Genomic DNA, 21,715 nt, shown 5'->3' with positions numbered 1-21,715 from the left:
AAGGAAAGGCGGTCCCCCTTGCACCGACGCATCCTGGCGGTCGCGGGCGTCCTCGCGCTCTCGCTGCCCACGACCGCGGCTCTCGCCGCCACACCCGACGACGATCCCACGGCGCGCTTCGATCGCAGCGTCTCGACCGGCGCGCTCGACAGTGACGTCTCCGCGGCGGCGATCGACCCGGACCGGCAGGTCTCGGTCGTCCTCGAGATGGAAGGCGAGCCCGTCGCCGTCGTCGAGGCGGAGGAGGGGCGTTCCCTCAGCAAGAACGAGCGCACCACCGTCAAGAAGGACCTGAAGGCGGCGCAGGACAAGATCCGCTCCGGAATCACCCAGCGAGGCGGCAAGATCCGCGCGCAGATGCAGTCCGCCTACAACGGCATCCAGGCGACGATCCCCGCCGCGCAGCTCGACGACGTCGCCGCCCTCCCCGGTGTCGTGGCCGTGCACCCCGTCGTCCGGCACGAGCTCGACAACGCCGTCTCCGTGCCGTTCCTCGGGGTCCCCAAGGTGTGGGAGAGCACCGGCTACACCGGCCAGAACGTCAAGGTCGCGATCATCGACACCGGGATCGACTACACCCACGCCGGATTCGGCGGCCCCGGGACGATCGACGCGTACGAGGCTGCGGCCGCGGCATCCGATCAGCCCGCCGACCCCGCCCTGTTCGGCCCGAAGGCTCCCCGCATCAAGGGTGGCATCGACCTCGTCGGCGACGACTACGACCCGTCCGGCACCGGCGACGCCCTCATCCCGAAGCCCGACGCGAACCCCCTCGACTGCGAAGGCCACGGCTCGCACGTCGCCGGCACGACCGGCGGCTCGGGTGTCCGCGCAGACGGATCCACCTACACCGGCCCCTACGACGAGTCGACGCCATCGGTCGACTTCCGCGTCGGCCCCGGCGTCGCGCCCGAAGCCGACCTCTACGCTGTGCGCGTGTTCGGCTGCGACGGCTCCACCGAGATGACCATTCAGGCCATCGACTGGGCCGTCGACAACGGCATGGACGTCATCAACATGTCGCTGGGCTCCTCGTTCGGCACGGGCGACGACCCGAGCGCCGTCGCGGCGGCCAACGCCGTCGGTGCCGGTGTCGTCGTGGTGGCCTCGGCGGGCAACTCCGGTCCGAGCCCCTACCTGACCGGGTCTCCCGGCAGCGGTGACGGCGTCATCGCGGTCTCCGCGATCGACAGCACCGCCTCGTTCCCCGGCGCCATCCTGACGGTCGGCGGCAAGAAGGTCGAAGCGATCAACGCGAACGGCGCCTCGCTCGACGGCCTGGGCGAACTCACCGTCGTGCGACTGACGAACGACCCCGCGACGCCCGCCAACGAGGCGCTCGGATGTGCGGCATCCGATTACACCCGTGTCGGCGTCACCCCGGGCGGCAACCAGATCGCCGTCGCCGAGCGTGGCACCTGCGCACGTGCGGCCAAGGCGATCTTCGCCCAGCAGGCCGGTGCAGCAGCGGCGGTCATGGTCAACTCGACCAACGACCTGCCGCCGTATGAGGGTGCCATCACCGAGAACCCCGACGACGGAACGCCGTACGAGGTCACCATCCCGTTCTTCGGGGTGCGCTCGTCGGACGGCGCCGCATTCGTCGATGGTGCGACGGTGACGGTCGCGGCTCAGGAGATCGCGAACCCCGCCTTCCGCGGCTACGCCTCGTTCAGCTCGTCGGGACCGCGCAGTGGGGACAGCGCGATCAGCCCTGACGTCGCCGCGCCCGGCGTGTCGATCTCGTCCGTCGGTGTCGGCACCGGCAGCGACTCGGCCGTCCTCTCGGGCACGTCGATGGCCGCGCCGCACGTTGCCGGCGTTGCCGCCCTCACGGTGCAGGCGCACCCGACCTGGGACACCGAGCAGATCTCGGCGGCCCTCGTCTCGACGGCGGACCCGGACGCGGTCGCGGGCATCGACCCGACTCGCGGCGGAGTCGGCCTCGTCGACACGGCCCAGGCGGTCGCCACGACGGTCACCGCGACCGGGGACGTGTTCCGCACCGAGAGCGGCCGCATGCGCGAAGCGGCTCTGAGCTTCGGCTTCGACGAGTCGACCGGCAAGCTCGACAGCACGAAGACGGTCACCGTGCGCAACGACGGCAAGAAGGCGGTCACGTTCCGCGTATCGACCGCACCGTCGGCGCAGTCGCTGAAGGCCAAGGTCACGACGAACACCAAGACGATCACCGTCCGCCCCGGGCGGACCGCGACCTTCCGGGTGTCGGTCTCGATCGCGGCATCGTCGATCCCGAGCTCGCTCTCGGCTGACGACCAGTTCTCGTTCTACGAGGTCTCGGGCAACGTCGTCCTGACGTCGAAGGGCTCGACGCTGCGGGTTCCTTACCTGCTCGTCCCGCGCTCCAACAGCGACGTGACGGTCAAGGGAGCGCTCAGTTCGCGCGGACGTGTCACCGACGGTGACCGCACGCTCGAACTGAACAACCGCAAGGGCGCTCTGGACGCGGCGGCGGACGTCTACACGTGGGGTCTGTCGGACAAGAAGGATGCCCCGAAGTCCCTCACCGACACCGGGTACGACCTGCGCGCCGCCGGCGTGCAGTCGTTCGCGACGACCGGAGGCGACCACCTGGCCGTCTTCGCCGTCAACACCTGGTCGCGGTGGTCGAATGCAGCCTCCAACGAGTTCGACGTCGTGATCGACTCGAACCGTGACGGCACCCCCGACTGGGTCGTGTTCTCGTACGACTCGGGTGCCGTTCGCTCGGGTTCGGTCGACGGTGTCGCCGAGGTCTTCCTCCAGAACGTGAAGACCAAGGAGCTCATCCCGAGCGGATTCCTCGCCCAGGCGCCGACGGACAGCAGCACCATCCTGCTGCCGGTGAACCTCGCTGACCTCGGCATCACGGGACCGTTCGACTACACCGTGCAGTCGTTCAGCGGCACGACCGACGGAAGCGACGCTTTCGACGGAAAGGCCACCTACGACCCGAGCAAGCCCGCCTTCGGCAACGGCCAGTACGAGGTCGTACCCAAGGGTGGCAAGGCGTCGGTGACGGTGCGGACCAGTGCCGGGGCCTACGCCGCGCAGAAGCCGCTCGGTGCGATGGTCGTCGTCGTCGACAACGAGTCGGGCGCTGACGAGGCGCTGCTGGTCAAGACCAACTAACGCTCACGGAACCGAAGGGGGCGGTGCGTCGAGGACGCGCCGCCCCTTCGGCATCCGTCATCAGCGTTCGCAGAGGCGCGGCTCATCTCCGGTGCCGAAGCGGTAGTCGAAGGTCTGGTCGTCCACGCGGACGACGACGCGGTACCCCTCGACGATCGCCTGCGTGTACGCCATTCCGGGAGCGGGGCAGCCGAGGGACCCGTCCGAGAACTCGACGCGCTCGGAGGAGACCAGGGCCGGATCGCCCGAGACTCCGCGCGCGGAGAGATCCGCTGTCAAGGCGGCCCACTTCGCCGGAGGCAGGTCCGAGGCGGACCCGGTAGGTCCGAGAGGGGCGGGGCTGGCAGTGAGGAACGGGGGTCGGCTCGCGGCCGGGCTCTCGCCGGGAGTGGGCATGGCGGCTCCTTCCGTCGCGCAGGCGGTGAGGGTGAGGCCGGCCCACATGACGACCGCCGCGGCGGACATGAGACGTGTGCGCATGTGGGCACCTCCTTCAGAAAGGCTACGCGCGTCGCGCGCGCCGGGGCAGGGGGTGGTGCGCGTAGCCTGAGCCGATGATCCCTTCGGCTGCTCGAACTGCCTTGGACGTCGTCGACTGGCGCCGGCGCGTCTTCGCCCTCTACGACGTCGTACGGGCCACGCCAGATCCCGAGGCTGCGCACCAGCTGTGGCGGAGCAGGCGGAACGAACTGCTGGCGCACCACCCCGCGACGCCGATCCTCCCCGAGGATCGAACGGGCTTCGACGGGGTGCCGGTCGCTCCGTACGACCCGAGCTGGCGGTTCGAGGTGCCGCTGCAGCCCACGGAACCCGGCGGGTTCGAGTTCGCGACCGGGACCGACGGGGTGGTCCCCTTCGAGCGGGTCGCCGTCGTCGAATTGCCCGATGTCGGCTCACTCGATGTGTGGCGCCTGACGACGTACGGCGGCGGGCTCTTCATCCCGTTGCGGGACGCACTGGCGGGGCGGCCGGACGGGACCTACGGTGGCGGCAGATATCTGATCGACACGATCAAGGGCGCCGACCTGGGAATGGATGCCGGAGCCGGCACGATCGTGCTCGACCTGAACTTCGCGTACAACCCGTCGTGCGCCTACGACCCGGCCTGGGCCTGCCCGCTCGCGCAGCCCGGAAACGTGCTGGCCGCGGAGGTTCCGGTCGGCGAACGCTACGCAGTCGTCTGATCCCGAGCGCTCCGGCGTCGGGCGCGCCACGCTGCCCACGCGCCGGTCGACCACAGGGCGACGATCACGAGCAGCGGTTGGAAGAGCAGTCGGATGCCGCGGGCGAGGTCGGTGTCGAGTCCGAACGCGTCGGTGCCCCGCACGAACTGCTCGATGTTCCCGGGGAAGATGGCGACGAAGAACGCCGCGACGGTCCATCCGACGGCGACGCGGTGACGGCCGACGAGCAGCGCGAGCCCGAGCGCGATCTCGACGACTCCGGAGGCGACGACGACGAGGTCGGTGGGGAGCGGCAGCCACCGCGGGACCTGGGCGACGAACTCCTCGCGTGCGAAGGTCAGGTGAGCGATGCCGGTGAACACCAGCCCGGCGCCGAGGAGCAGACGGGCGATCGTTCGCGGCGCGTTCACGGCTCGAGCGTACCGAAGCCCGGTGCGTCGGGCTCGCCGGCTGCAGTGGACGCGACGGCGGGAGTCGAACCCGCTGCACATCCGGTATGACCCGGTGCCCGGGACCACCCGGACCGTCGCGATGTTGTCACGCTAACCCGGACGGCGGACGTCGCCGCAGGGAATGACCGCAGATGACGCGGCGTGTCGGCATGTGACGGTGATCACTGATCCTTCTTGTCGTTGCCGTTGCCGTTGCCGTTGCCGTTGCCGCTATTGCCATTGCCATTGCCGCTATTGCCGTTGCCGTTGTTCGTGGTGCCGTGGACGGCGGAGTTCTCGTTCGCTCGCTCCTTGGCCCTCTGGTTCGCGTTCTCCTGAGCGGGCTGGCCCGGGGCTTCAGGCTCGGCATCCACGGGTGCGGGGTCGGCTTCGCGCAGCGTCGATTCCTCCCCGGTCTCGTCGGTCGACGTGTCGACGGTCACGACGGCCTGCTCCCCGTCGTCGACGACGAGCTCCGCGGGGGCGGGCGACGTCGGTTCGCTGATGGTCTGTTCCGGCGCCGGACCGCCACCGGGGGTGCCGTCGGCCCACCATGAGCTGAGGAGGACGATGTGGATCGCGGCGATGACACCCACGGCGCCGGCGACGATCCATCCGCGCGAGCGGCGGGTGCGCCTCTGCGACCGGGTCGCCCGGCCGGAGGCTCCGCGTGTAATGACGTCGGGTGTCGACGCGCTCACCGCCCGCGTCACGGGCTCGGCGCTCGCCGGGGCGATCTCGAACGCCTGCGTCTCCTGGTCGAGGGTCGACGCGGTGGGACGCGGCACACGGACGAGGTGCGTCGGAAGGGACCGCGCACGCAGCGCGACGTCTCCGGCGGTAGGGCGGTCGCCGGGATCCCGCGCGATCATGTCGCCCAACAGCGAGGACCACTCCGGGCCGAGCCATGCGGGGATCTCCGGCGTCTCGACCAGGCGCGCCATGACGCGGCCGATGCCTGACGCCTCGGGGAAGGCGCGATCGCCCGTGATCGTTTCGAGGGCGAGGAGCCCGAGCGCGTAGACATCCGCGGGCGGACCCGCGAGCTCGCCGCGCACCTGCTCGGGGGCGAGGTACGCCGCGGTGCCGATGACCGTCCCCGGCGTCGTGTGGCGGGTGCTGTCGGCGAGGTAAGCGACCCCGAAGTCGGCGAGCTTCGCCCAGAATCGGCGGCCGGGGAGTGTGGAGGGCGCGAGGAGCACGTTCGACGGCTTCACGTCCCGGTGCACGATCCCGGAGCGATGAACGACATCGAGTCCCGAGGCGAGCTCCCCGATGAGGCCGGCCGTCTCGTCGGCATCCAGCGGTCCGCTCTGTAGAGCGGCGGCGAGCGACTCGCCCTCGATGAACTCCATCACCAGGTACTCGGGTTGCCCCGGAACGATCTTGGCGTCGTAGAGCGTAACCAGAGAAGGGTGGTTCAGGGAGGCGAGCAATGACATCTCGGTCCGCGCGCGGGGGAGGATCGCCGGATTCTCGGACTCGGCACGCATGATCTTGATCGCGACCGTACGGCCGAGGACGACGTCCTCGGCGCGGAAGACCCGCGCCATTCCGCCTTGCCCGACACAGGGGCCGAGGACGTACCGTCCGTCGAGCATGCCCGACGTGACGGGCTCGTCGGACGGTTCGGTCACGGCCACTCCTGCGGATGTCCCGGACACGCGTGTCCGCCCTTACGCCGCTCGGGTAAAGCGACACCACGAATGTAGAGGGTCGATCGCGTCAGGTCCGGCGGGTTGACTCGTGCGTGGATTGATGTAAGCGGCCCGCTGCGAGAGATCGCTGCGCCGCACGCAGAAGACCTGCGACTCCGGCGATGGCCACGAGCCCGCCGATCACGAGCAGGCCGATCGCGACGGCGGGCCCGATCTGCGCATCCGCCACCGTGTCGATCAGCGTGGTGGTCGCGCGGGTCGAGGAGGTGACGCCGTACCCCGCGGCGGCGATCGCTGCGAATGTGAGGCCCCACACGATGGCTGCCCAGCGGGTCCGTGGTCCGTCGGTGCGACGAGCGGATGCCGCGGGTTCGTCGATGGTCGGAGGCTCCAGGTCGTCGAGCGGGGTCGTGGGTGCGTCGGTCATGACGGGTTCCCTTCGTGGTTAGGAACGTAGTCCAGACTGACTTCGATGTAGCCCGCGTCCTGCTCGAGAAGTACCTTCTGCGTTGTTTCGGGGGACGTGGTGTCGCCCAGCGCGACGGTATAGCGCGTTCGCCCGCCCGAGAGGGGCGTGGCGACAGCGCCGGTGATGTCTTCGAGGGACAAGTAGCCGTCCGGGACGGACACGCCCACGGACGCATCAGTTGTCACGACTTCGAGATCCATGCGGACGTCATCAGCCATCATCACGATCGTGACTCCCGTTCGCTTCTGCACGTGCATGTCCCGCGGGCTGCCTCCGATGTTCGCGAGGTAGATCGACAGATCCCCCCATGGCTGGAAGAACGAAGTTGCGCCGATCTCGTCGTTCGCGATGCCCAAGCTTCCGACGTGCAGTTCCCGCCCGACGGTGACTCCCGTGGCCGCGGCGCCTCCGAGGAGTGTGACCGCGGTGACGAAGGCGAGGAAGCCGCTGCGGCGTCGCAGAGCGCCGGAGGCCGTCATGGCGCCGGCGAGGACCAGGGCCGCCGCGAACAGTCCGGCGGCGATCGGGTCGCCCCCCGCCGTCGACAGTGCGACGATCGTCCCCGCGATCACCGCGATGCCGACGGCGAGCGCAACGAACGCGAGCGGGGCTCGGGGTGCGATCGCGTGCCGCTCCCGCCGCTTCGCGGCCGCCTCCGCCGCGAAAGCCGCGGCGGACTCCTGGCGCTCGCGGCGCAGCTGGTCACGGGCGGCGCGCGCGGCATCCTGCTGTTCCCGGCGCCACGCCTGATCCTGTTCCTTCCAGGCGGCGTGCTGCTCGCGCCACCGGGCGAGGTCGTCCGCGGTCGCGGCGCCGGCGGGTGTCTCGGGCTCGGCCGGGGCGTCCCGGTCCGGAGGTGGATCGGAGACGGCCCACTCGGGGGCATCCGGCTCGGCGGGGCCGGCGGTCGCTGCCTGAACGCGCCGCGGGCGCCACGGTGCGGCGACCAGCACGGCGACGACCGAGAACACGATCGCCGCAGCGGCGAGGAGGAGGACCACGACCCCGACATCCCCGAGGTAGGCCCCACCGAGGACGACCAGGCTCGGGATGCCCAGGATGAGCGGAAGCGGTGCAGGGACGAAGGATGCCGCGATGAACAGGACTGCTCCGACCTGACCGGCGTGGAATCGGCGGTGCCAGGCCTCTTGGGCCGGGATCCGGCCCGTGGTGTCGGGGAGGAACGCCCACGCCGCCCCGTAGACCAGCGCCACCGGGAACCCGATGATCGCGAGGACCACGAGGATGCCGCGCACGATCAGCGGATCGACCCCCCACCGTGCGGCCGCCCCGGCAGCCACCCCTCCGAACCAGCCGTCCATGCGCATGACGCCGAGGGTCGAGGTCCACTCGAAGAAGCGGTCGCCCCCACCGGGCACGGAGGAAGGCTGATCGACGGGCGGTGCGCTGGTCTGCGGCGAAGGCATGTTCCGAGCATGGTCGGGGCGGCGTCGGGCTGCCATCAGGGGTCACCCTGATCCGTCCCTGATACCTCTTCCGGAGGATGTCCCGGGGTGAGGCGCGGTGGTTTGATGTGGACATGTCCTCCCTTGCGACCGCGCCGGATGCCGCGGCCCGCCCGGTCCGTCCGATGCGCAGGCCCGCCCGCCCGCCGCTCGCACGGCCGCGGACGATGGCGGTGACCGGTGTCACCGCAGGCCTTGCCGACCACCTCGGCGTCTCCGCGACCCGCGTGCGGGTGCTGCTGGCGGTCGCCACCCTCGTCGGGGGCGCGGGCGCCGTGTTCTACGTCTGGTGCTGGACGTTCATGCCCATGAAGCCTGGCGAAGAGACACCGACGCGGCGCGTTCCCGTGGCGTGGCTGCTGATCGGCGGCGCAGGAGTCGCTGTCTCGGGGGTGCTCGCCGCGGCGCAGCAGGACGCGGTCGTCCGCATCGAGCTTCCGTCCGCAGGAGCGCTCGGATACACCTGGGTGTTCTGGTCGACCGAGCCCTGGGTCGCCGCGGCGACGATCCTCGCGACTGCGGCGGGCGTGTGGGCCGGCGCCATCGACCGCGTCGACCCTGCGCGCGGTCCTCGCCACGCGATGGTGGTCCGCGTCCTCGCCGCCGCCGCGCTCGCGATCGTCTTCCTGACCGTCCTTCCGCTCGCCGACGTGCGCGGTGCCCGCGCGGTCCTGGGCGAGCTCGCTCTGCCCCTGGTCGGTGCGGTGATCATCGCGGCATCCGCTCTCCTTCAGGCCTGGCGCCGCCTCGTCGACGATCGCATCGGCCGCGTGCGCGAGGAGCAGCGGGCGGCCATGGCGGCCCACCTGCACGACTCGGTCCTGCAGACGCTCGCACTCATCCAGAACCGATCGGAGGCGTCGAGCGAGGTGTCGCGCATCGCTCGAGCCCAGGAGCGCGAGCTGCGCGCCTGGCTCTACGACGGGGATTCGCCCGCCGACAGCGACCTCGCGACCGACTTGCGGGACTACGCGGGAGCCCTCGAGCTCGACTACCCGGTCCGCATCGAGGTCGTCTCGACCGGCACGTCCACCGAGCGGGCGAGCGGCGAGCTGGCGGCCGCGGCGCGAGAGGCGATGCTCAACGCCGCGCGGCACGCGGGCGGCGAGATCTCGGTGTACATCGAGGGAGCGGCATCCGCTGTCGACGTCTTCATCCGCGACCGCGGCGCCGGGTTCGACGCGGCAGCAGTCCCGGCGGATCGCTGGGGCGTGCGCGAGTCGATCATCGGGCGGATGCGGCGAACCGGCGGGACCGCGGTCATCCGCTCGGTTCCCGACGTCACGGGCACCGAGGTGCGGCTGAGCCTGCCGACGGGAGGCCGGCGTGAGTGACGCATCGCGCGGCGGCGAACCCGTCCGGGTCGTCATCGTCGACGACCACTCGATCTTCCGGTCCGGGCTCCGGGCCGACCTCGACTCCTCCGTCCGCGTCGTCGGCGAGGCGGCGGATGTCGACGGTGCCGTGGCGGTCATCGCTGCGGAGCGGCCCGATGTCGTCCTGCTCGACGTGCATCTGCCCGGCGCAGAGGGCGCCGCCCATTCGCTGGGCGGCGAGGCGGTCATCCTCGGCTCGGCGGAGACGTCCACGCGCTTCCTCGCGCTGAGCGTGTCGGATGCCGCCGCGGACGTCGTCAGGGTCATCCGCGCCGGCGCGCGCGGCTACATCACGAAGGGGTCCTCGGGAGCGGACGTGAGTCGCGCCGTGCACGCGGTCGCGAGCGGGGATGCCGTGTTCTCACCGCGGCTGGCGGGTTTCGTCCTCGATGCCTTCGGTGCCGCGGCGGGGGAGACGGCCTCGGTCGACGACGAACTCGACCGCCTGTCCGGGCGCGAGCAGGAGGTCATGCGGCTCATCGCCCGGGGGTACGCCTACAAAGAGGTGGCGCGGGAGCTGTTCATCTCGGTGAAGACCGTCGAGACCCACGTGTCGTCGGTGCTGCGGAAGCTGCAGCTGTCGTCCCGTCATGAGCTGACGGCATGGGCGTCGGAGCGGCGCCTGCTGTGACAGGGCCGGAGGCGCGGGCCGCGGCATCCCGAAAAAAGAATTCTATGTATACATATACTCCGTATGTGATTTCGCGATTCCGGAACCGGGTCTCGACCATCGCGGTCGTCGCCGTCTGGTGCGCCCTCGTCGTACCCGCAGTCCTCTGGGCCCTGGGGGAGGGGACCGCGCTTGCGATGTCCTTCGCCATCGCGAGCGCCGTCACGTGGATCGCGGGCGGACGCGCGGCGGGGCTCTGGTGGCGTTCGTCGATCAGGCGCCGTCTGCCGGTCGAGCCTGCGGCGAGGGGAGCCGAGCGGATCGCCCTGCTCGTGTGCATCTGCGACGACCTCGACGAGGCGGCGATCATCCGCAGTTCCCGCCAGGACGTCCCGGTCGGCGTCGTGCTGCTGGACGACTCGGCGGACGCCGGCGTAAGGGTACGCGTCGATGCGCTCGCCGCGTCGCGCGGCTGGCGGGTGATCCGCCGTGAACACAGGTCCGGCTTCAAGGCCGGCAACCTGAACGCCGGGATCGCACGGCTCCGCGGCCGCTACGATGCCTACCTCATCTGCGACAGCGACGTCGTCCTGGACGCCGGAGTCGCGCGGGTCTGCGGGGCGGAGCTCGCCGACCCGACGGTCGCCGTCGCCCAGGCCTCGCCCTCGGCATCCATCGGCAGGACCCGCTTCGCGCGCTACTTCGGGCCTCTGCTGGCCACCCACCTCGGTGTCACCCGTCGGGGGCGTGCAGCGCACGGGGTGACCGCCTTCCTCGGACGCGGCGCACTGATTCGTGCCGCGGCCGTCGACGACGTCGGCGGGTTCCCCGAGGCGGTCGCCGAAGACCTCGCCATGACCGTGCGACTGCGGCGGCGGGGGTGGCGGGTCGTCGATGCCGACGTCGCTTTCACCGAGGACTACCCGATCGACTACGCGGCCTTCCGGGTGCAGATGCGCAAAACCGCCGAGGGGGCCGTCGAGTTCCTGCGCCGCCTCGGGCGGATGCGCGGGCTCCGCGTTCGCGAAGCGCTCGACCTCGCGCTCGAGACGGCTCTCGTCCCGGTGACCGCCCTCGCCGGGGCTGCGACGCTCGTCACGGGAGCGGCGCTCGCCGGCACCGGTACGCCGCCCCCGGTCTGGGTCATGATCGTGTCCGCGCTCGCCGCGGCGGCACCGCTCCTGCCCGAGGCGGTGCGTCGGGCAGGGTCGCAGCGACTCGCCGCGGGAATCGCCTTCGCCCTCGCCGCGGGACTGCTCTACGCCTCCACGACGTTCGTCGTCCTCGCCGCCGTCGTCCGCACGGGGCTCGGCCGGCGGGCGACGTTCTGGGTGACGCCCAAGACCACGTCCCGGCGCGGAGCGGCCGAGACGGCAGCGGTCCTGCGGGACGAGATGCTCCTGGTCCCGCTTCTCGCCGTCGGCGCCGTCCTCGTCTCCGGCTCGCCGCTGGCAGCGGGCGGCCCGCTCGGTCCCGCTGCGCTGGCGGCACTGTTCACCGTCGGCATGCTGCGGCGCCGGTCTCGCACCGATCGGGTGCTCGTGCCGATTCCGTCCGGGCGACACGCGACGGCGATGCCGCACCGCACGCCCGCGGCGACCATCCCGCACCGCTCGCGGACGCTGGCCGGCTGACCGCCCGTACGCCGAGCGTCGCGCGGTTGCAAGGGGGAGTCGCGGATGCCGCGCGCCCGGGTACCTTGCCTGCATGCCCCGCACCACCCCACGACTGACGGCGGCGCAGCTGGCGCTCGGCCTGCGCCGAGCCGGCGGGGACATCTTCACTCCGCGGCGCCTGATCCTCGCCCTCAAAACCGCCATCGCGGCGGGGATCGCCTGGTTCTTCGCTCCGTTCGTGCCGTTCGCCGACGCCGAGTACTCGTACTACGCACCCCTCGGCGTTCTCGTGAGCATGTACCCGACGGTCGCCGACTCTGCGCGCGCCGGCGTCCAGTCGCTCATCGGTCTGGCCTGCGGCATCGCGATCGGGTTCGGCGGACTCGCCCTCGTCGCCGCGGGAGCGCCCGGGATCGTCGCCCTCGCGCTCGTGGTGCTCGTCGGAGTGACGCTCGGCGGCATCCGAGCCCTCGGTGTCGGACGCGACTGGGTGGCCCTCGCCGGACTGTTCGTGCTGCTGCTGAGCAAGAACGATCCCGACGGCTTCTCGTCGTCGTACCTCGCCACGATGGCCTTCGGTGTGCTCGTCGGCGTCGTCGCGAACTTCGTGCTCGTCCCGCCTCTGTATCTGCAGTCCGCGCGCGACCGCCTGTCCGAGTTACGCGCCGCCGTCGCCTCCGCGCTCGACCGCGCAGCTGATTCGGCGGGGAAGGCAGAGCCCGACCTCCCCAGCCTCCGGGAGGACGGCGACGCGCTCGCCGAGCTGGTCGTCGCCGTGGCCGCCGATGTGGACGAGGCATCCCGGTCCGAAAGAGCGAACATCCGCGCGCGGGGTGTCGGCGGAGTCCACGATGAGAACGCGCAGCGATGGTGGGGACTGGAGCGGGCGGCGTATCTCACCCGCGATCTGCTCGACGTCCTCGGGCAGCATGAGCGTCTCGACGAGCGGCACGGCGATCCTGCTCTGCTCGACGCCGCGATGCGGCGGGTCGCGGAGCTCATGGCCACTCCGCCCGCCGACGACGAGATGACGACGAGGGTGGATGCCGCATGGCAGGCCATCGACGCTTACGCAGGATCCCTCCCCGCCCCCGATGACACCTCCGACGCCCACGATCAGCCGGGGCTGTGGCTCGCTGCGACACTCGGACGCATCACCGACATCTCGCGGCGGGTCTCCGACGCGCTGGCCTGAGCACGCGGCAAGCGGATGCCGGGCGTCGGTGTCGGCGGTCGAACGTAGACTCGTGGGGACATGAGCGACTCCATCAAGCCCGTCATCGTCGGCGCCGGAGCGCCCCGCTCCGCGGGCGATTCCCGCCCCGACGAGGACCTCCTCGCCGGCCTGAACCCGCCGCAGCGAGAGGCCGTCACCCACCGCGGGCCGGCGCTGCTGATCGTCGCGGGCGCGGGCTCGGGCAAGACGAGCGTGCTCACGCGGCGCATCGCCTCTCTGCTGCGCACGCGCGAGGCGTACACGAGTCAGATCCTCGCGATCACATTCACCAACAAGGCCGCCGGCGAGATGCGCGAACGCGTACGCCAGCTCGTCGGCGACAGTGCGCAGGGCATGTGGATCTCGACCTTCCACTCCGCGTGCGTGCGCATCCTGCGCCGCGAGGCCGACCAGTTCGGCTTCACGAAGAGCTTCACGATCTACGACTCCGGTGACTCCCGCGCGCTCATCAAGCGCCTGGTCAAGGAGCACGAGGGCGACTCGTTCGGCTTCACCCCCGCCGCCGTGCAGGGGCGCATCTCCAAGCTGAAGAACGAGCTGGCCGATGCCGAGTCCTATGCGCGGCAGGCGAACATGAGCGACCCCGCCGAGCGCGTCTTCGTCGAGATCTTCACGGACTACCAGCGCTCGCTCCAGAAGGCCAACGCCTTCGACTTCGACGATCTCATCGCGCAGACCGTCTATCTCTTCCGTGCCTTCCCGCACGTCGCGGACGTGTATCGCAAACGGTTCCGGCACGTCCTCGTCGACGAGTACCAGGACACCAACCACGCCCAGTACGCCCTCATCCACGAGCTGACCCGGCCCGTCGTCGGCAAAGCAGGCGATGCGTTCTCGAGCGGCGGCATGATGATCTTCGAGCCCGACGAGGCCCCCGAGATCGAGGGCGCATCGCTCACCGTCGTCGGCGACTCGGATCAGTCGATCTACGCCTTCCGCGGCGCCGACATCCGCAACATCAGCGAGTTCGAGCGCGACTTCCCGGGTGCCAAGGTCGTGCTCCTCGAGCAGAACTACCGCTCGACGCAGAACATCCTGTCGGCCGCGAACGCCGTCATCGGCCACAACTTCGACCGCAAGGACAAGAAGCTCTGGACCGACGTCGGCGACGGTGACCCGATCATCGGGTTCACCGGGTACTCGCAGCACGACGAGGCGCAGTTCGTCGCCGACGAGGTCGAGGCCCTGCATCGCAAGGGCGTCGATTACTCGCAGGTGGCCGTGTTCTATCGGACGAACTCCCAGTCCCGTGCGCTGGAAGAGATCTTCATCCGCTCCGCCGTCCCGTACAAGATCATGGGCGGCACGAAGTTCTATGACCGCGCCGAGATCAAGGACGCCATGGCGTACCTCATCGCGGTGGCGAACCCCGCCGACGAGATGGCGGTGCGCCGCATCCTGAACCGGCCGCGACGCGGCATCGGCGACGTCACCGAGACCGCGATCGCCCGGTACGCGGCATCCGAGGGCATCACGTTCCGCGACGCCCTCGCGAACGCGTCGGCGCTCGGCGTCGGGGCGAAGGTGCAGAACGCGATCGCCGAGCTGGATGCCGTCCTCGTCGAGGCATCCGAGATCATGCTCCCGAGCTCGGGCGAGATCGCGCCGTCGACGTCGGTGACCGAGGGACTTCGCGTCCTGCTCAACAAGTCCGGCTACTACGACGCGCTGCGGATGTCGAAAGACCCGCAGGACGAAGCGCGCGTCGAGAACCTCGACGAACTCGTCGCTGTGACGCGAGAGTTCGCCCGTAACAACCCCGACGGGACGCTGCTCGACTTCCTGACCGAGGTGACGCTGGTGTCGGATGCCGATGACCTCGACGATGCCAGTGGTTCGGTCTCGCTCATGACGATGCACACGGCCAAGGGCCTCGAGTTCGACGCCGTCTTCGTGACCGGTGTCGAAGAGGACCTCATTCCGCACCGCATCTCGGCGGGGGAGCCCGGCGGCCCTCAGGAGGAGCGGCGCCTGTTCTACGTCGCCCTCACGCGTGCTCGCAAGCGGCTGCACCTGTCGCTCGCGATGACCCGCGCGCAGTTCGGCGAGGTGTCGGCGGCCATGCCCAGCCGGTTCCTGCAGGAGATCCCGCACGAGCTGATCGACTGGCGGCAGTCGCCGGGCGACGTGAACTCGCGCGGCGGCATGCAGTCCCGAGCTCTGAACGGACGGCCCGGAGGCGGCTCCCGGTTCGGCGGATCCGGATCGAGCCGGTACGGTGACGACCTCGTGCCGCTCCCGAAGCGGGAGAAGTCCGACGCGCTCGCGAAGTTCGCCAACCGCATCCCGGCCAAGGTCCGCGACAACGGCGACATGGAGCTCGCGGCGGGCGACCGCATCCGTCACGACGACTTCGGCGAGGGCAAGGTCGACATGGTCACAGGCGAGGGCGCAAAGCGGGTTGCCCACGTCCGGTTCGACACCGCAGGCCCGAAGAAGCTCCTCATAAAGGTCGCGCCGATCGTCAAGCTCTGAGTGAACAGCCGCGTATTTCCGGTGTGTCAGACTGTGCCTAGCGATTCGCTGGGAATTCGCTGATAGCGCGCGACGGGGGTCGCGGGACTGGGGAAATACATGGGCGCATCGCTGCGCCGTCGTTCGGTTGCGCTCGCAGCCGGCGCGGCACTTCTGACGGGCACGATCTGGGCGCTGCCGCAGGCAGCCATCGCTGACGACGCGAATCCGACCGGGTCGATCACCGGCACGGTGACGGGCGATCAGATCGCGGTCGGCGACAGTCTCGCGACCGCATGGCTCGACGCAGGATCGCACTACGAGGTCTACTACGGATCGATCAGCGCGAACGGCACGTACTCGATCACGGGACTCCCGGCGGGCACGTACCACGTCGGTTTCAACGAGCTCGGCTACGACGACGGGGAGACCGTCACCAGCTGGATCGAGTGGTACCACGACTCGTTGACGCTGGAGGACGGCACGCCTCTGGAAGTGGGAGACGGGCCCGTCACCGGTATCGGCGCCGACCTCGACACGATCGGGGGAGTTGCCAGCAACCCCGTCATCTCCGGTACCGCGACCGTCGGCAGCAAGCTCACCGTGTCCCGGGGCGCATGGCCGGCCGGCGCTGAGCTCCAGTACGAGTGGTATGCGGGCGAGGAACTCCTGCAGGAGGGCACCTCCGCCTCCCTCGTCCTCGGTGCGAACGCCGTGGGCAAGCGGGTCTCGGTCGACGTCTACGCCTACCTCTATCCGACGGGCACGCCGTCGAATGACACCATCCAGTTCAAGCGCACTCTCGAGACGGCACCCGTCAAGGCCGCCGCGCTCCAGGCGAGCACGCCGTCGGTGAGCGGAACGGCGACGGTGGGCGCCACGCTCACGGTCAAGGCAGGCACATGGGCGAAGGGGGCATCCCTCTCGTACGAGTGGTACGCCTCGGGAAAGAAGATCAACGGCGCGACGAAGTCGACGTACAAGATCTCGTCCTCGCTCGTCGGCAAGAACATCACCGTGACGGTCACCGGCAAGAAGGCCGGCCACGTCACGACCTCGAAGGGGTCGAAGGCGACGGCGAAGGTTGCACTTTCGGCGACGCCCACGATCTCGGGAAGCGCCAAGGTCGGTCAGAAGTTGACCGCGAAGCCCGGTCGTTGGACCTCCGGCACCCGCCTGTCGTACCAGTGGTACGCGAACGGCAAGGCGATCTCGAAGGCGACGAAGTCGACCTTCACCGTGCCCTCCAACCTCAAGGGCAAGAAGATCACGGTCAGGGTCACCGGCACGAAGTCCGGCTACGCGACGGTGAGCACCACCTCGCGCGCCACCGGTGCGGTAGCGGCGAAGTCGACAGCCAAGCCGGCTGGTAGCCAGGTGGCCAAGCCCTCGAGTAAGACCTCATGCCCGAAGAGCCACCCCATCAAGGGGAACCAGACGACTCGTCACACGAAGGACTGGATCTACCACGTGCCGGGTGGGCAGTACTACAACGCCACCCATCCCGAGCAGTGCTTCGCCACAGCAGCCGCGGCACAGAAGGCTGGGTACCGCGCGTCCAAGCGCTGACGGGAAGCGGGTCGCGCAGGGCGTGAACTCTGCGCGACCCGCATCGCATCGCGCGTACGCTGAGCACATGGCTCTGTTCTCCCGCCGTCCGAAGAAGAACTCCGACGGGTCCGATGAGGTTCCCGTCGACGCGCAGGCGGACCTCGCCGACGTTCAGCAGGACGTGAGCGCGGCAGTCGCCGCGGAACAGGCGGATGCCGAAGACGTGCCGTTCGTGCCGATCTCGATGTCGACCTACGGTCAGCCGGTGCAGCGCCCCGAGCAGCAGCGTCTGCCGCAGGTCGAGGAGACCGCCCCCGAGCGGACCGAGGGGCGCCCGGGCATGCCCGACAACACCCTCCTGCTCACCGCACTCGCCGAGGCGCCCGAAGAGCCCGACAACGCCGCGATCCTGGGCGTGACACGCCAGGCGCTGCAGGGCACCCTCTACCTGCGCATCATGGGCGACGCCCAGGCGCAGGTCGCCGCGGGCGAGCCCCTGCGACTCGCGATCTCGATCATGAACGACAAGAAGTTCCTGCTCGCGTACACGGGAGCCGCCGCGATCCAGGCGGGTCTCGGCGACGACCCCGAGGGGGCGAACACGTCCATCCTCGGCCAGCCGGCCCAGAACGTGCTCCGGAACGTCGTCGACGCGGGCTACGACGGGATCGTCTTCGACCACGCCGGTCCTGGCCGTCGCATCGTCCTGCCGACGGGACTCATCTCGCGCGCCCTCGACCAGGCCGACCCCGAATTCACGATCAAGAACCTGCTCGCAGGTCCGCGGACCCCCGAGACGGCCCGCGCCGTCGTCGACGCGCTGGTCGCCCGCGGCGGGTGGATCGCCGCCGGCAGTCGACCGGACGGCAGCATGGGCGTCGCCGAAGCGCGATCCGCCGAAGGCACCCGGTATCTGCAGGTCTTCTCCCACCCCCTCGAGATCCTCACCCTTCGCCGCGAGGATCAGCCCATGCCGCTGACCGCAGAGCAGCTGGGTCAAGCCCTCAAGAGCGAGCCGGAGCTGAGCGGCTTCCTCGTCGACGCCGCCGGACCCTGGATCCGGCTCGAGCGCGAGGAGCTCGATGCGCTCGTCACGATCGCCGACGCGGCGGAAGCGGTCGACGGCGCAACCGAATCCGACGAGGACTGAACCGGCGGGGCAAGCCCCTGGCCGCGCCGGAGGCCCCCACCTAGGGTGGGCGCATGGCGTCGGAGCGGATCACCCTGCAGCTTCCGGAAGGCAGAGAGCTCTCGCTCTCGAGCCCCAACCGGATCGTCTTCCCCGAACCGGGGATCACGAAGCACGAACTCGCCGAGTACGTGATCTCGGTCGCCGACCCATTCCTGCGCGCCAACGGCCACCGGCCCGTGTCGCTGGAGCGGTTCCCAGCGACGGTCGACGGCGAGAGCTTCTTCTCGAAGAACCCGCCGAAGGGCGCGCCCGAGTACGTCGACCAGGTGATGTGCACGTACAACAGTGGTCGGCGGCATCCGCAGGTCGTCCTCAACGAGACGGCTGCCATCGTCTGGGCGGTCCAGATGAACACGGTCGTCTTCCATCCGTGGGCCTCTCTCGCTGCGGACACCGACAATCCCGTCGAATTGCGCATCGACCTCGACCCTCAGCCCGGCACGGACTTCGCCGACGCCGCCGCCGTCGCGCCGGTCCTTCGAGAGGTGCTGCGTGAGGCCGGCCTCGAGTCCTGGCTCAAAACGAGCGGCAATCGCGGCATCCACCTCTTCTGCCCGATCGAGCCCACGCACGAGTTCCTCGACGTCCGTCATGCGGTGATCGCCGCGGGCCGCGAACTGGAGCGACGGATGCCGGAGAAGGTCACCACCAACTGGTGGAAGGAGGAGCGCGGCGAGCGCATCTTCATCGACTTCAATCAGGCCAACCGCGACCGGACGATGGCCGGCGCCTACAGCCCGCGGGCCCTCCCCGGCGCCACGGTCGCCACCCCGATCACGTGGGATGAGCTCGCCGACGGCGTCGACCCCGCCGCGTTCACGGTGCGGACGGTGCCCGACCGACTCGCGGCGATCGGCGATCCGTGGCAGGACCTGCAGGCGTCCCCGGGGCGCATCGACACCCTGCTGGAGTGGTGGCAGCGCGACCTCGAGGCGGGCCTCGGCGAACTGCCGTTCCCGCCGGAGTTCCCGAAGATGCCGGGGGAACCGCCGCGCGTGCAGCCCTCGCGGGCGAAGAAGGACTGACCGGCGGTCAGTTCGCGGTGACGGTGTCGACCTTCTCCTCGACGGGTGGCCGGCGTCGCGCCCACCGTGCGGGGGTGTTCGGGCCGTCCCACACCTGGATGATGCCCCACGCCGCCGCGGTGAGAGGGACCGCGAGGATCGCCCCCACGATTCCGCCGAGGACCGTGCCGATCGTCAGGGCGATCAGCACGGCGAACGCATGCAGCTTCATCGACCGGCCCATGAGGAACGGCTGCAGGAAGTTGCCCTCGAGCTGGTTGACCGCGACGACGATCACGACCACCCAGATCGCCGCGACCAGACCGTTGGTCACGAGGGCGACGAGCGCCGCCAGGATCCCGGCGACCGTTGCTCCCACGATCGGGATGAACGCCAGCACGAACACGAGCGCACCGAGCGGGAGGGCGAGCGGGATCTGCAGGAAGAGCAGACCGATCGTGATGCCGATCGCGTCCACCGCGGCAACGGCCGCCGTGCCGCGGAGGTACGCCCCGAAGGTATGGACCGCCTTGTGGCCCACGCGCACGGCGCGGTCGTAGTCGGATCCGCGGAACGGACGGATGAGGAACTCCCACAGCCTCGGGCCGTCCTTCAGGAAGAAGAACAGCGTCACGATCATGAGGACGAGTCCGGTGAGGAAGTTCGCGACAGCGCTCACTCCGGCCAGTGCGCCGGAACCGAACTGCGCGCTGGTGAGGAAGTCGGTCGCGGTGCCGACCCACTCGTCGATCTGCTTCTGGTCGATGTCGAAGGGCAGCGTCTCGGCCCACGCGAGCACGCTCTGGAACCCGTCCTGCGCCTTCTTGGACAGGTCGTCGAACTGATCGCGGACGGCGTTGACCACGAGCCAGCCGATCCCGCCGAGCACGACGACGAACGCGAGCAGCGTGAGGATGGTCGCGAACACCGACGGGATGCCGATGCGCCGCAGCCAGGCCATGAGGGGCGCCGCCGCCGACGCCACGATGAGGGCGAGAAGGACGGGGATGACGACGACGGTGAGCTGCAGCATCCCGAGGATGAGCGCAGTCGCGATGACCCCGACGATGATCACCTGCAGGGACCGGGTCGCGAGGGTGCCGAAGCCGTCCGACCACATGCTCGCGGGTTTGCCGGCCGCCGCCGTGCGGACGGGCCGTCCGTCGTCGAGACGCACCGAGCGGGGGGATGACGAGAAGAGGCCCATGCTGCGACCCTACCGATCCGCCTTCTCGTGCGAGGGCCCTTGACTCAGTCGAGCACGTCAGCCAGGTCGTAGGCCGACACGGTCTCGAGCTGGTCGAATCGGCAGGAGGCGGCATCCCGATCGGGACGCCACCGCTGGAACTGCACGGTGTGGCGGAACCGGTCGCCCTCGAGCTGGTCGTACGCGACTTCGAGCACGCGTTCGGGACGGAGTCGCACGAAGGACGTGTCCTTCGAGGCCGCGAAGCGCGACCGGTCGGACTCGCCCGTCACCGCCTCGCCGTCCTCGTCGCGGACGACGAGCGGCGCGAGCTCGTCGATCAGTTCGAGCCGACGCGCATTGCTCCACGCGGCGACGCCGCCGACCTGGCGGAGGGTGCCCTCGCCGTCGTAGATGCCGACGAGGAGCGACCCGACACCCTGACCGCTTTTGTGGATGCGGTAGCCCACCGCTATGACATCGGCGGTCCGCGCGTGCTTGATCTTGAACATCGTGCGCTTGTTCGGCGCGTACGGAAGGGCGAGCGGCTTCGCCACGACGCCGTCGAGCCCGGCGCCCTCGAACTCGGCGAGCCAGGTCTCGGCGAGAGCGGGGTCCGTCGTCGTCCGGGTCACGTGGATCGGATGCGGCACGTCGCGCAGCAGGTCGTCGAGTTCCGCGCGCCGCGTCGAGAACGGCTCGTCGCGGAGGTCGCGGTCGCCGCGGGCCAACAGGTCGAAGGCGACGAACATGGCCGGTGTGGTCTCGCTGAGCACCGCGACGCGGGATGCCGCGGGGTGGATGCGCTGCGACAGTTGCTCCCAGTGCAGGCGCTGGGACCCCGGCTCGCCGTCGGCGACGACGATCTCACCGTCGAGCAGGCACGGCTCGGGCACGAGACGCGAGATCGCCTCGACGAGCTCGGGGAAGTACCGCGTGAGGGGCTTCGATCCGCGGGATCCGATCTCCACCTCCGAGCCGTCCCACCCGATCAGGGCACGGAACCCATCCCACTTCGGTTCGTAGAGCAGGCCGCCGGTGGTCCCCGCCGGATCGGGGACGGCGGGGACGGATTTCGCGAGCATCGGCGCGGGGATCTCGTACATGCGCTCATCCTGCCCGCCCGGCATCCATGCGGGAACGGGGTTG

Annotated in this window: 17 protein-coding genes and 1 tRNA gene; 10 read left to right on the top strand and 8 right to left on the bottom strand. The window is 70.1% G+C overall.

Annotated elements, in window-relative coordinates; translation table 11 throughout:
- Window positions 1-18 precede the first annotated feature (18 nt).
- Window positions 19-3,132, top strand: coding sequence for a S8 family serine peptidase (locus QE428_RS02365; RefSeq protein WP_307462632.1), 3,114 nt, complete (start codon window positions 19-21; stop codon window positions 3,130-3,132).
- Window positions 3,133-3,192: 60 nt separating this feature from the next.
- Here QE428_RS02365 and QE428_RS02360 read toward each other — a convergent pair whose 3' ends face one another.
- On the bottom strand, window positions 3,193-3,612 hold the full coding sequence (locus QE428_RS02360; RefSeq protein WP_133400341.1) for a hypothetical protein: 420 nt from the start codon (window positions 3,610-3,612) through the stop codon (window positions 3,193-3,195).
- Between the two features lie 74 nt (window positions 3,613-3,686).
- Here QE428_RS02360 and QE428_RS02355 point away from each other — a divergent pair, with 74 nt between their 5' ends.
- Entirely contained in the window at window positions 3,687-4,316 is a 630-nt protein-coding gene (locus QE428_RS02355) for a DUF1684 domain-containing protein (RefSeq protein WP_307462630.1), read from the top strand.
- Here the strand turns inward: QE428_RS02355 and QE428_RS02350 are convergent.
- From QE428_RS02350 to QE428_RS02330, 5 genes are all read right to left on the bottom strand, one after another.
- The gene (locus QE428_RS02350) at window positions 4,301-4,726 is read right to left on the bottom strand and encodes a DoxX family membrane protein (RefSeq protein ID WP_307462628.1); all 426 of its coding nucleotides are present in this window, start codon (window positions 4,724-4,726) and stop codon (window positions 4,301-4,303) included. The two genes, QE428_RS02355 and QE428_RS02350, sit on opposite strands and share 16 nt — an antisense overlap.
- Before the next feature lie 46 nt (window positions 4,727-4,772).
- Window positions 4,773-4,847: transfer RNA gene (locus QE428_RS02345), tRNA-OTHER, on the bottom strand.
- Window positions 4,848-4,929: 82 nt separating this feature from the next.
- Window positions 4,930-6,384 carry a serine/threonine-protein kinase gene (locus QE428_RS02340; protein ID WP_307462626.1) on the bottom strand — a complete coding sequence of 485 codons (1,455 nt, stop codon included), beginning with the start codon at window positions 6,382-6,384 and terminating at the stop codon, window positions 4,930-4,932.
- A gap of 88 nt (window positions 6,385-6,472) precedes the next feature.
- The gene (locus QE428_RS02335) at window positions 6,473-6,832 is read right to left on the bottom strand and encodes a hypothetical protein (RefSeq protein WP_133400337.1); all 360 of its coding nucleotides are present in this window, start codon (window positions 6,830-6,832) and stop codon (window positions 6,473-6,475) included.
- Window positions 6,829-8,301, bottom strand: a complete 1,473-nt coding sequence (locus QE428_RS02330) for a PspC domain-containing protein (protein WP_307462623.1) — start codon at window positions 8,299-8,301, stop codon at window positions 6,829-6,831. The genes QE428_RS02335 and QE428_RS02330 overlap by 4 nt, the downstream gene beginning before the upstream one ends.
- Before the next feature lie 113 nt (window positions 8,302-8,414).
- Between QE428_RS02330 and QE428_RS02325 the strand changes: the two genes are divergently transcribed.
- From QE428_RS02325 to ligD, 8 genes are all read left to right on the top strand, one after another.
- Window positions 8,415-9,674, top strand: a complete 1,260-nt coding sequence (locus tag QE428_RS02325) for an ATP-binding protein (RefSeq protein ID WP_307462621.1) — start codon at window positions 8,415-8,417, stop codon at window positions 9,672-9,674.
- Window positions 9,667-10,347, top strand: coding sequence for a response regulator transcription factor (locus tag QE428_RS02320; protein WP_307462619.1), 681 nt, complete (start codon window positions 9,667-9,669; stop codon window positions 10,345-10,347). The genes QE428_RS02325 and QE428_RS02320 overlap by 8 nt, the downstream gene beginning before the upstream one ends.
- A 65-nt stretch (window positions 10,348-10,412) precedes the next feature.
- Entirely contained in the window at window positions 10,413-11,960 is a 1,548-nt protein-coding gene (locus tag QE428_RS02315; protein WP_307462617.1) for a glycosyltransferase family 2 protein, read from the top strand.
- Between the two features lie 73 nt (window positions 11,961-12,033).
- Window positions 12,034-13,137 (top strand): aromatic acid exporter family protein, encoded by a 1,104-nt coding sequence (locus tag QE428_RS02310; protein WP_307462615.1) that lies wholly within the window; start codon window positions 12,034-12,036, stop codon window positions 13,135-13,137.
- A gap of 60 nt (window positions 13,138-13,197) precedes the next feature.
- On the top strand, window positions 13,198-15,654 hold the full coding sequence (locus QE428_RS02305; protein WP_307462612.1) for an ATP-dependent helicase: 2,457 nt from the start codon (window positions 13,198-13,200) through the stop codon (window positions 15,652-15,654).
- A 99-nt stretch (window positions 15,655-15,753) separates the two neighbouring features.
- The gene (locus QE428_RS02300) at window positions 15,754-17,202 is read left to right on the top strand and encodes a hypothetical protein (protein ID WP_307462610.1); all 1,449 of its coding nucleotides are present in this window, start codon (window positions 15,754-15,756) and stop codon (window positions 17,200-17,202) included.
- 67 nt (window positions 17,203-17,269) lie between these two features.
- On the top strand, window positions 17,270-18,334 hold the full coding sequence (locus QE428_RS02295; protein WP_307462608.1) for a hypothetical protein: 1,065 nt from the start codon (window positions 17,270-17,272) through the stop codon (window positions 18,332-18,334).
- Window positions 18,335-18,387: 53 nt separating this feature from the next.
- Window positions 18,388-19,401, top strand: a complete 1,014-nt coding sequence (ligD, locus tag QE428_RS02290; RefSeq protein ID WP_091356425.1) for a non-homologous end-joining DNA ligase — start codon at window positions 18,388-18,390, stop codon at window positions 19,399-19,401.
- 7 nt (window positions 19,402-19,408) lie between these two features.
- On the opposite strand, the gene QE428_RS02285 is transcribed toward ligD, so the two are convergent.
- Window positions 19,409-20,587 carry an AI-2E family transporter gene (locus QE428_RS02285; RefSeq protein WP_091356421.1) on the bottom strand — a complete coding sequence of 393 codons (1,179 nt, stop codon included), beginning with the start codon at window positions 20,585-20,587 and terminating at the stop codon, window positions 19,409-19,411.
- A 44-nt stretch (window positions 20,588-20,631) separates the two neighbouring features.
- Window positions 20,632-21,672: an ATP-dependent DNA ligase gene (locus QE428_RS02280; RefSeq protein ID WP_307462606.1), complete on the bottom strand. Its 1,041-nt coding sequence runs from the start codon at window positions 21,670-21,672 to the stop codon at window positions 20,632-20,634.
- Between the last annotated feature and the right edge of the window lie 43 nt (window positions 21,673-21,715).

The sequence above is a fragment of the Microbacterium sp. SORGH_AS_0505 genome (genome assembly GCF_030818715.1).
GTDB lineage: Bacteria > Actinomycetota > Actinomycetes > Actinomycetales > Microbacteriaceae > Microbacterium.
The sequence above is the reverse complement of the archived record's forward strand: the minus strand, read 5'-3'. Positions and strand labels throughout refer to the sequence as shown.

Excerpts from the sequence above, each read along its gene's own strand:
- QE428_RS02360 (WP_133400341.1), bottom strand. The coding sequence starts at position 3,612 with ATGCGCACACGTCTCATGTCCGCCGCGGCGGTCGTCATGTGGGCCGGC.
- QE428_RS02305 (WP_307462612.1), top strand. The coding sequence starts at position 13,198 with ATGAGCGACTCCATCAAGCCCGTCATCGTCGGCGCCGGAGCGCCCCGC.
- QE428_RS02335 (WP_133400337.1), bottom strand. The coding sequence starts at position 6,832 with ATGACCGACGCACCCACGACCCCGCTCGACGACCTGGAGCCTCCGACC.
- QE428_RS02300 (WP_307462610.1), top strand. The coding sequence starts at position 15,754 with ATGGGCGCATCGCTGCGCCGTCGTTCGGTTGCGCTCGCAGCCGGCGCG.
- QE428_RS02330 (WP_307462623.1), bottom strand. The coding sequence starts at position 8,301 with ATGCCTTCGCCGCAGACCAGCGCACCGCCCGTCGATCAGCCTTCCTCC.
- QE428_RS02285 (WP_091356421.1), bottom strand. The coding sequence starts at position 20,587 with ATGGGCCTCTTCTCGTCATCCCCCCGCTCGGTGCGTCTCGACGACGGA.
- ligD (WP_091356425.1), top strand. The coding sequence starts at position 18,388 with ATGGCGTCGGAGCGGATCACCCTGCAGCTTCCGGAAGGCAGAGAGCTC.
- QE428_RS02355 (WP_307462630.1), top strand. The coding sequence starts at position 3,687 with ATGATCCCTTCGGCTGCTCGAACTGCCTTGGACGTCGTCGACTGGCGC.
- QE428_RS02295 (WP_307462608.1), top strand. The coding sequence starts at position 17,270 with ATGGCTCTGTTCTCCCGCCGTCCGAAGAAGAACTCCGACGGGTCCGAT.
- QE428_RS02310 (WP_307462615.1), top strand. The coding sequence starts at position 12,034 with ATGCCCCGCACCACCCCACGACTGACGGCGGCGCAGCTGGCGCTCGGC.
- QE428_RS02280 (WP_307462606.1), bottom strand. The coding sequence starts at position 21,672 with ATGTACGAGATCCCCGCGCCGATGCTCGCGAAATCCGTCCCCGCCGTC.
- QE428_RS02325 (WP_307462621.1), top strand. The coding sequence starts at position 8,415 with ATGTCCTCCCTTGCGACCGCGCCGGATGCCGCGGCCCGCCCGGTCCGT.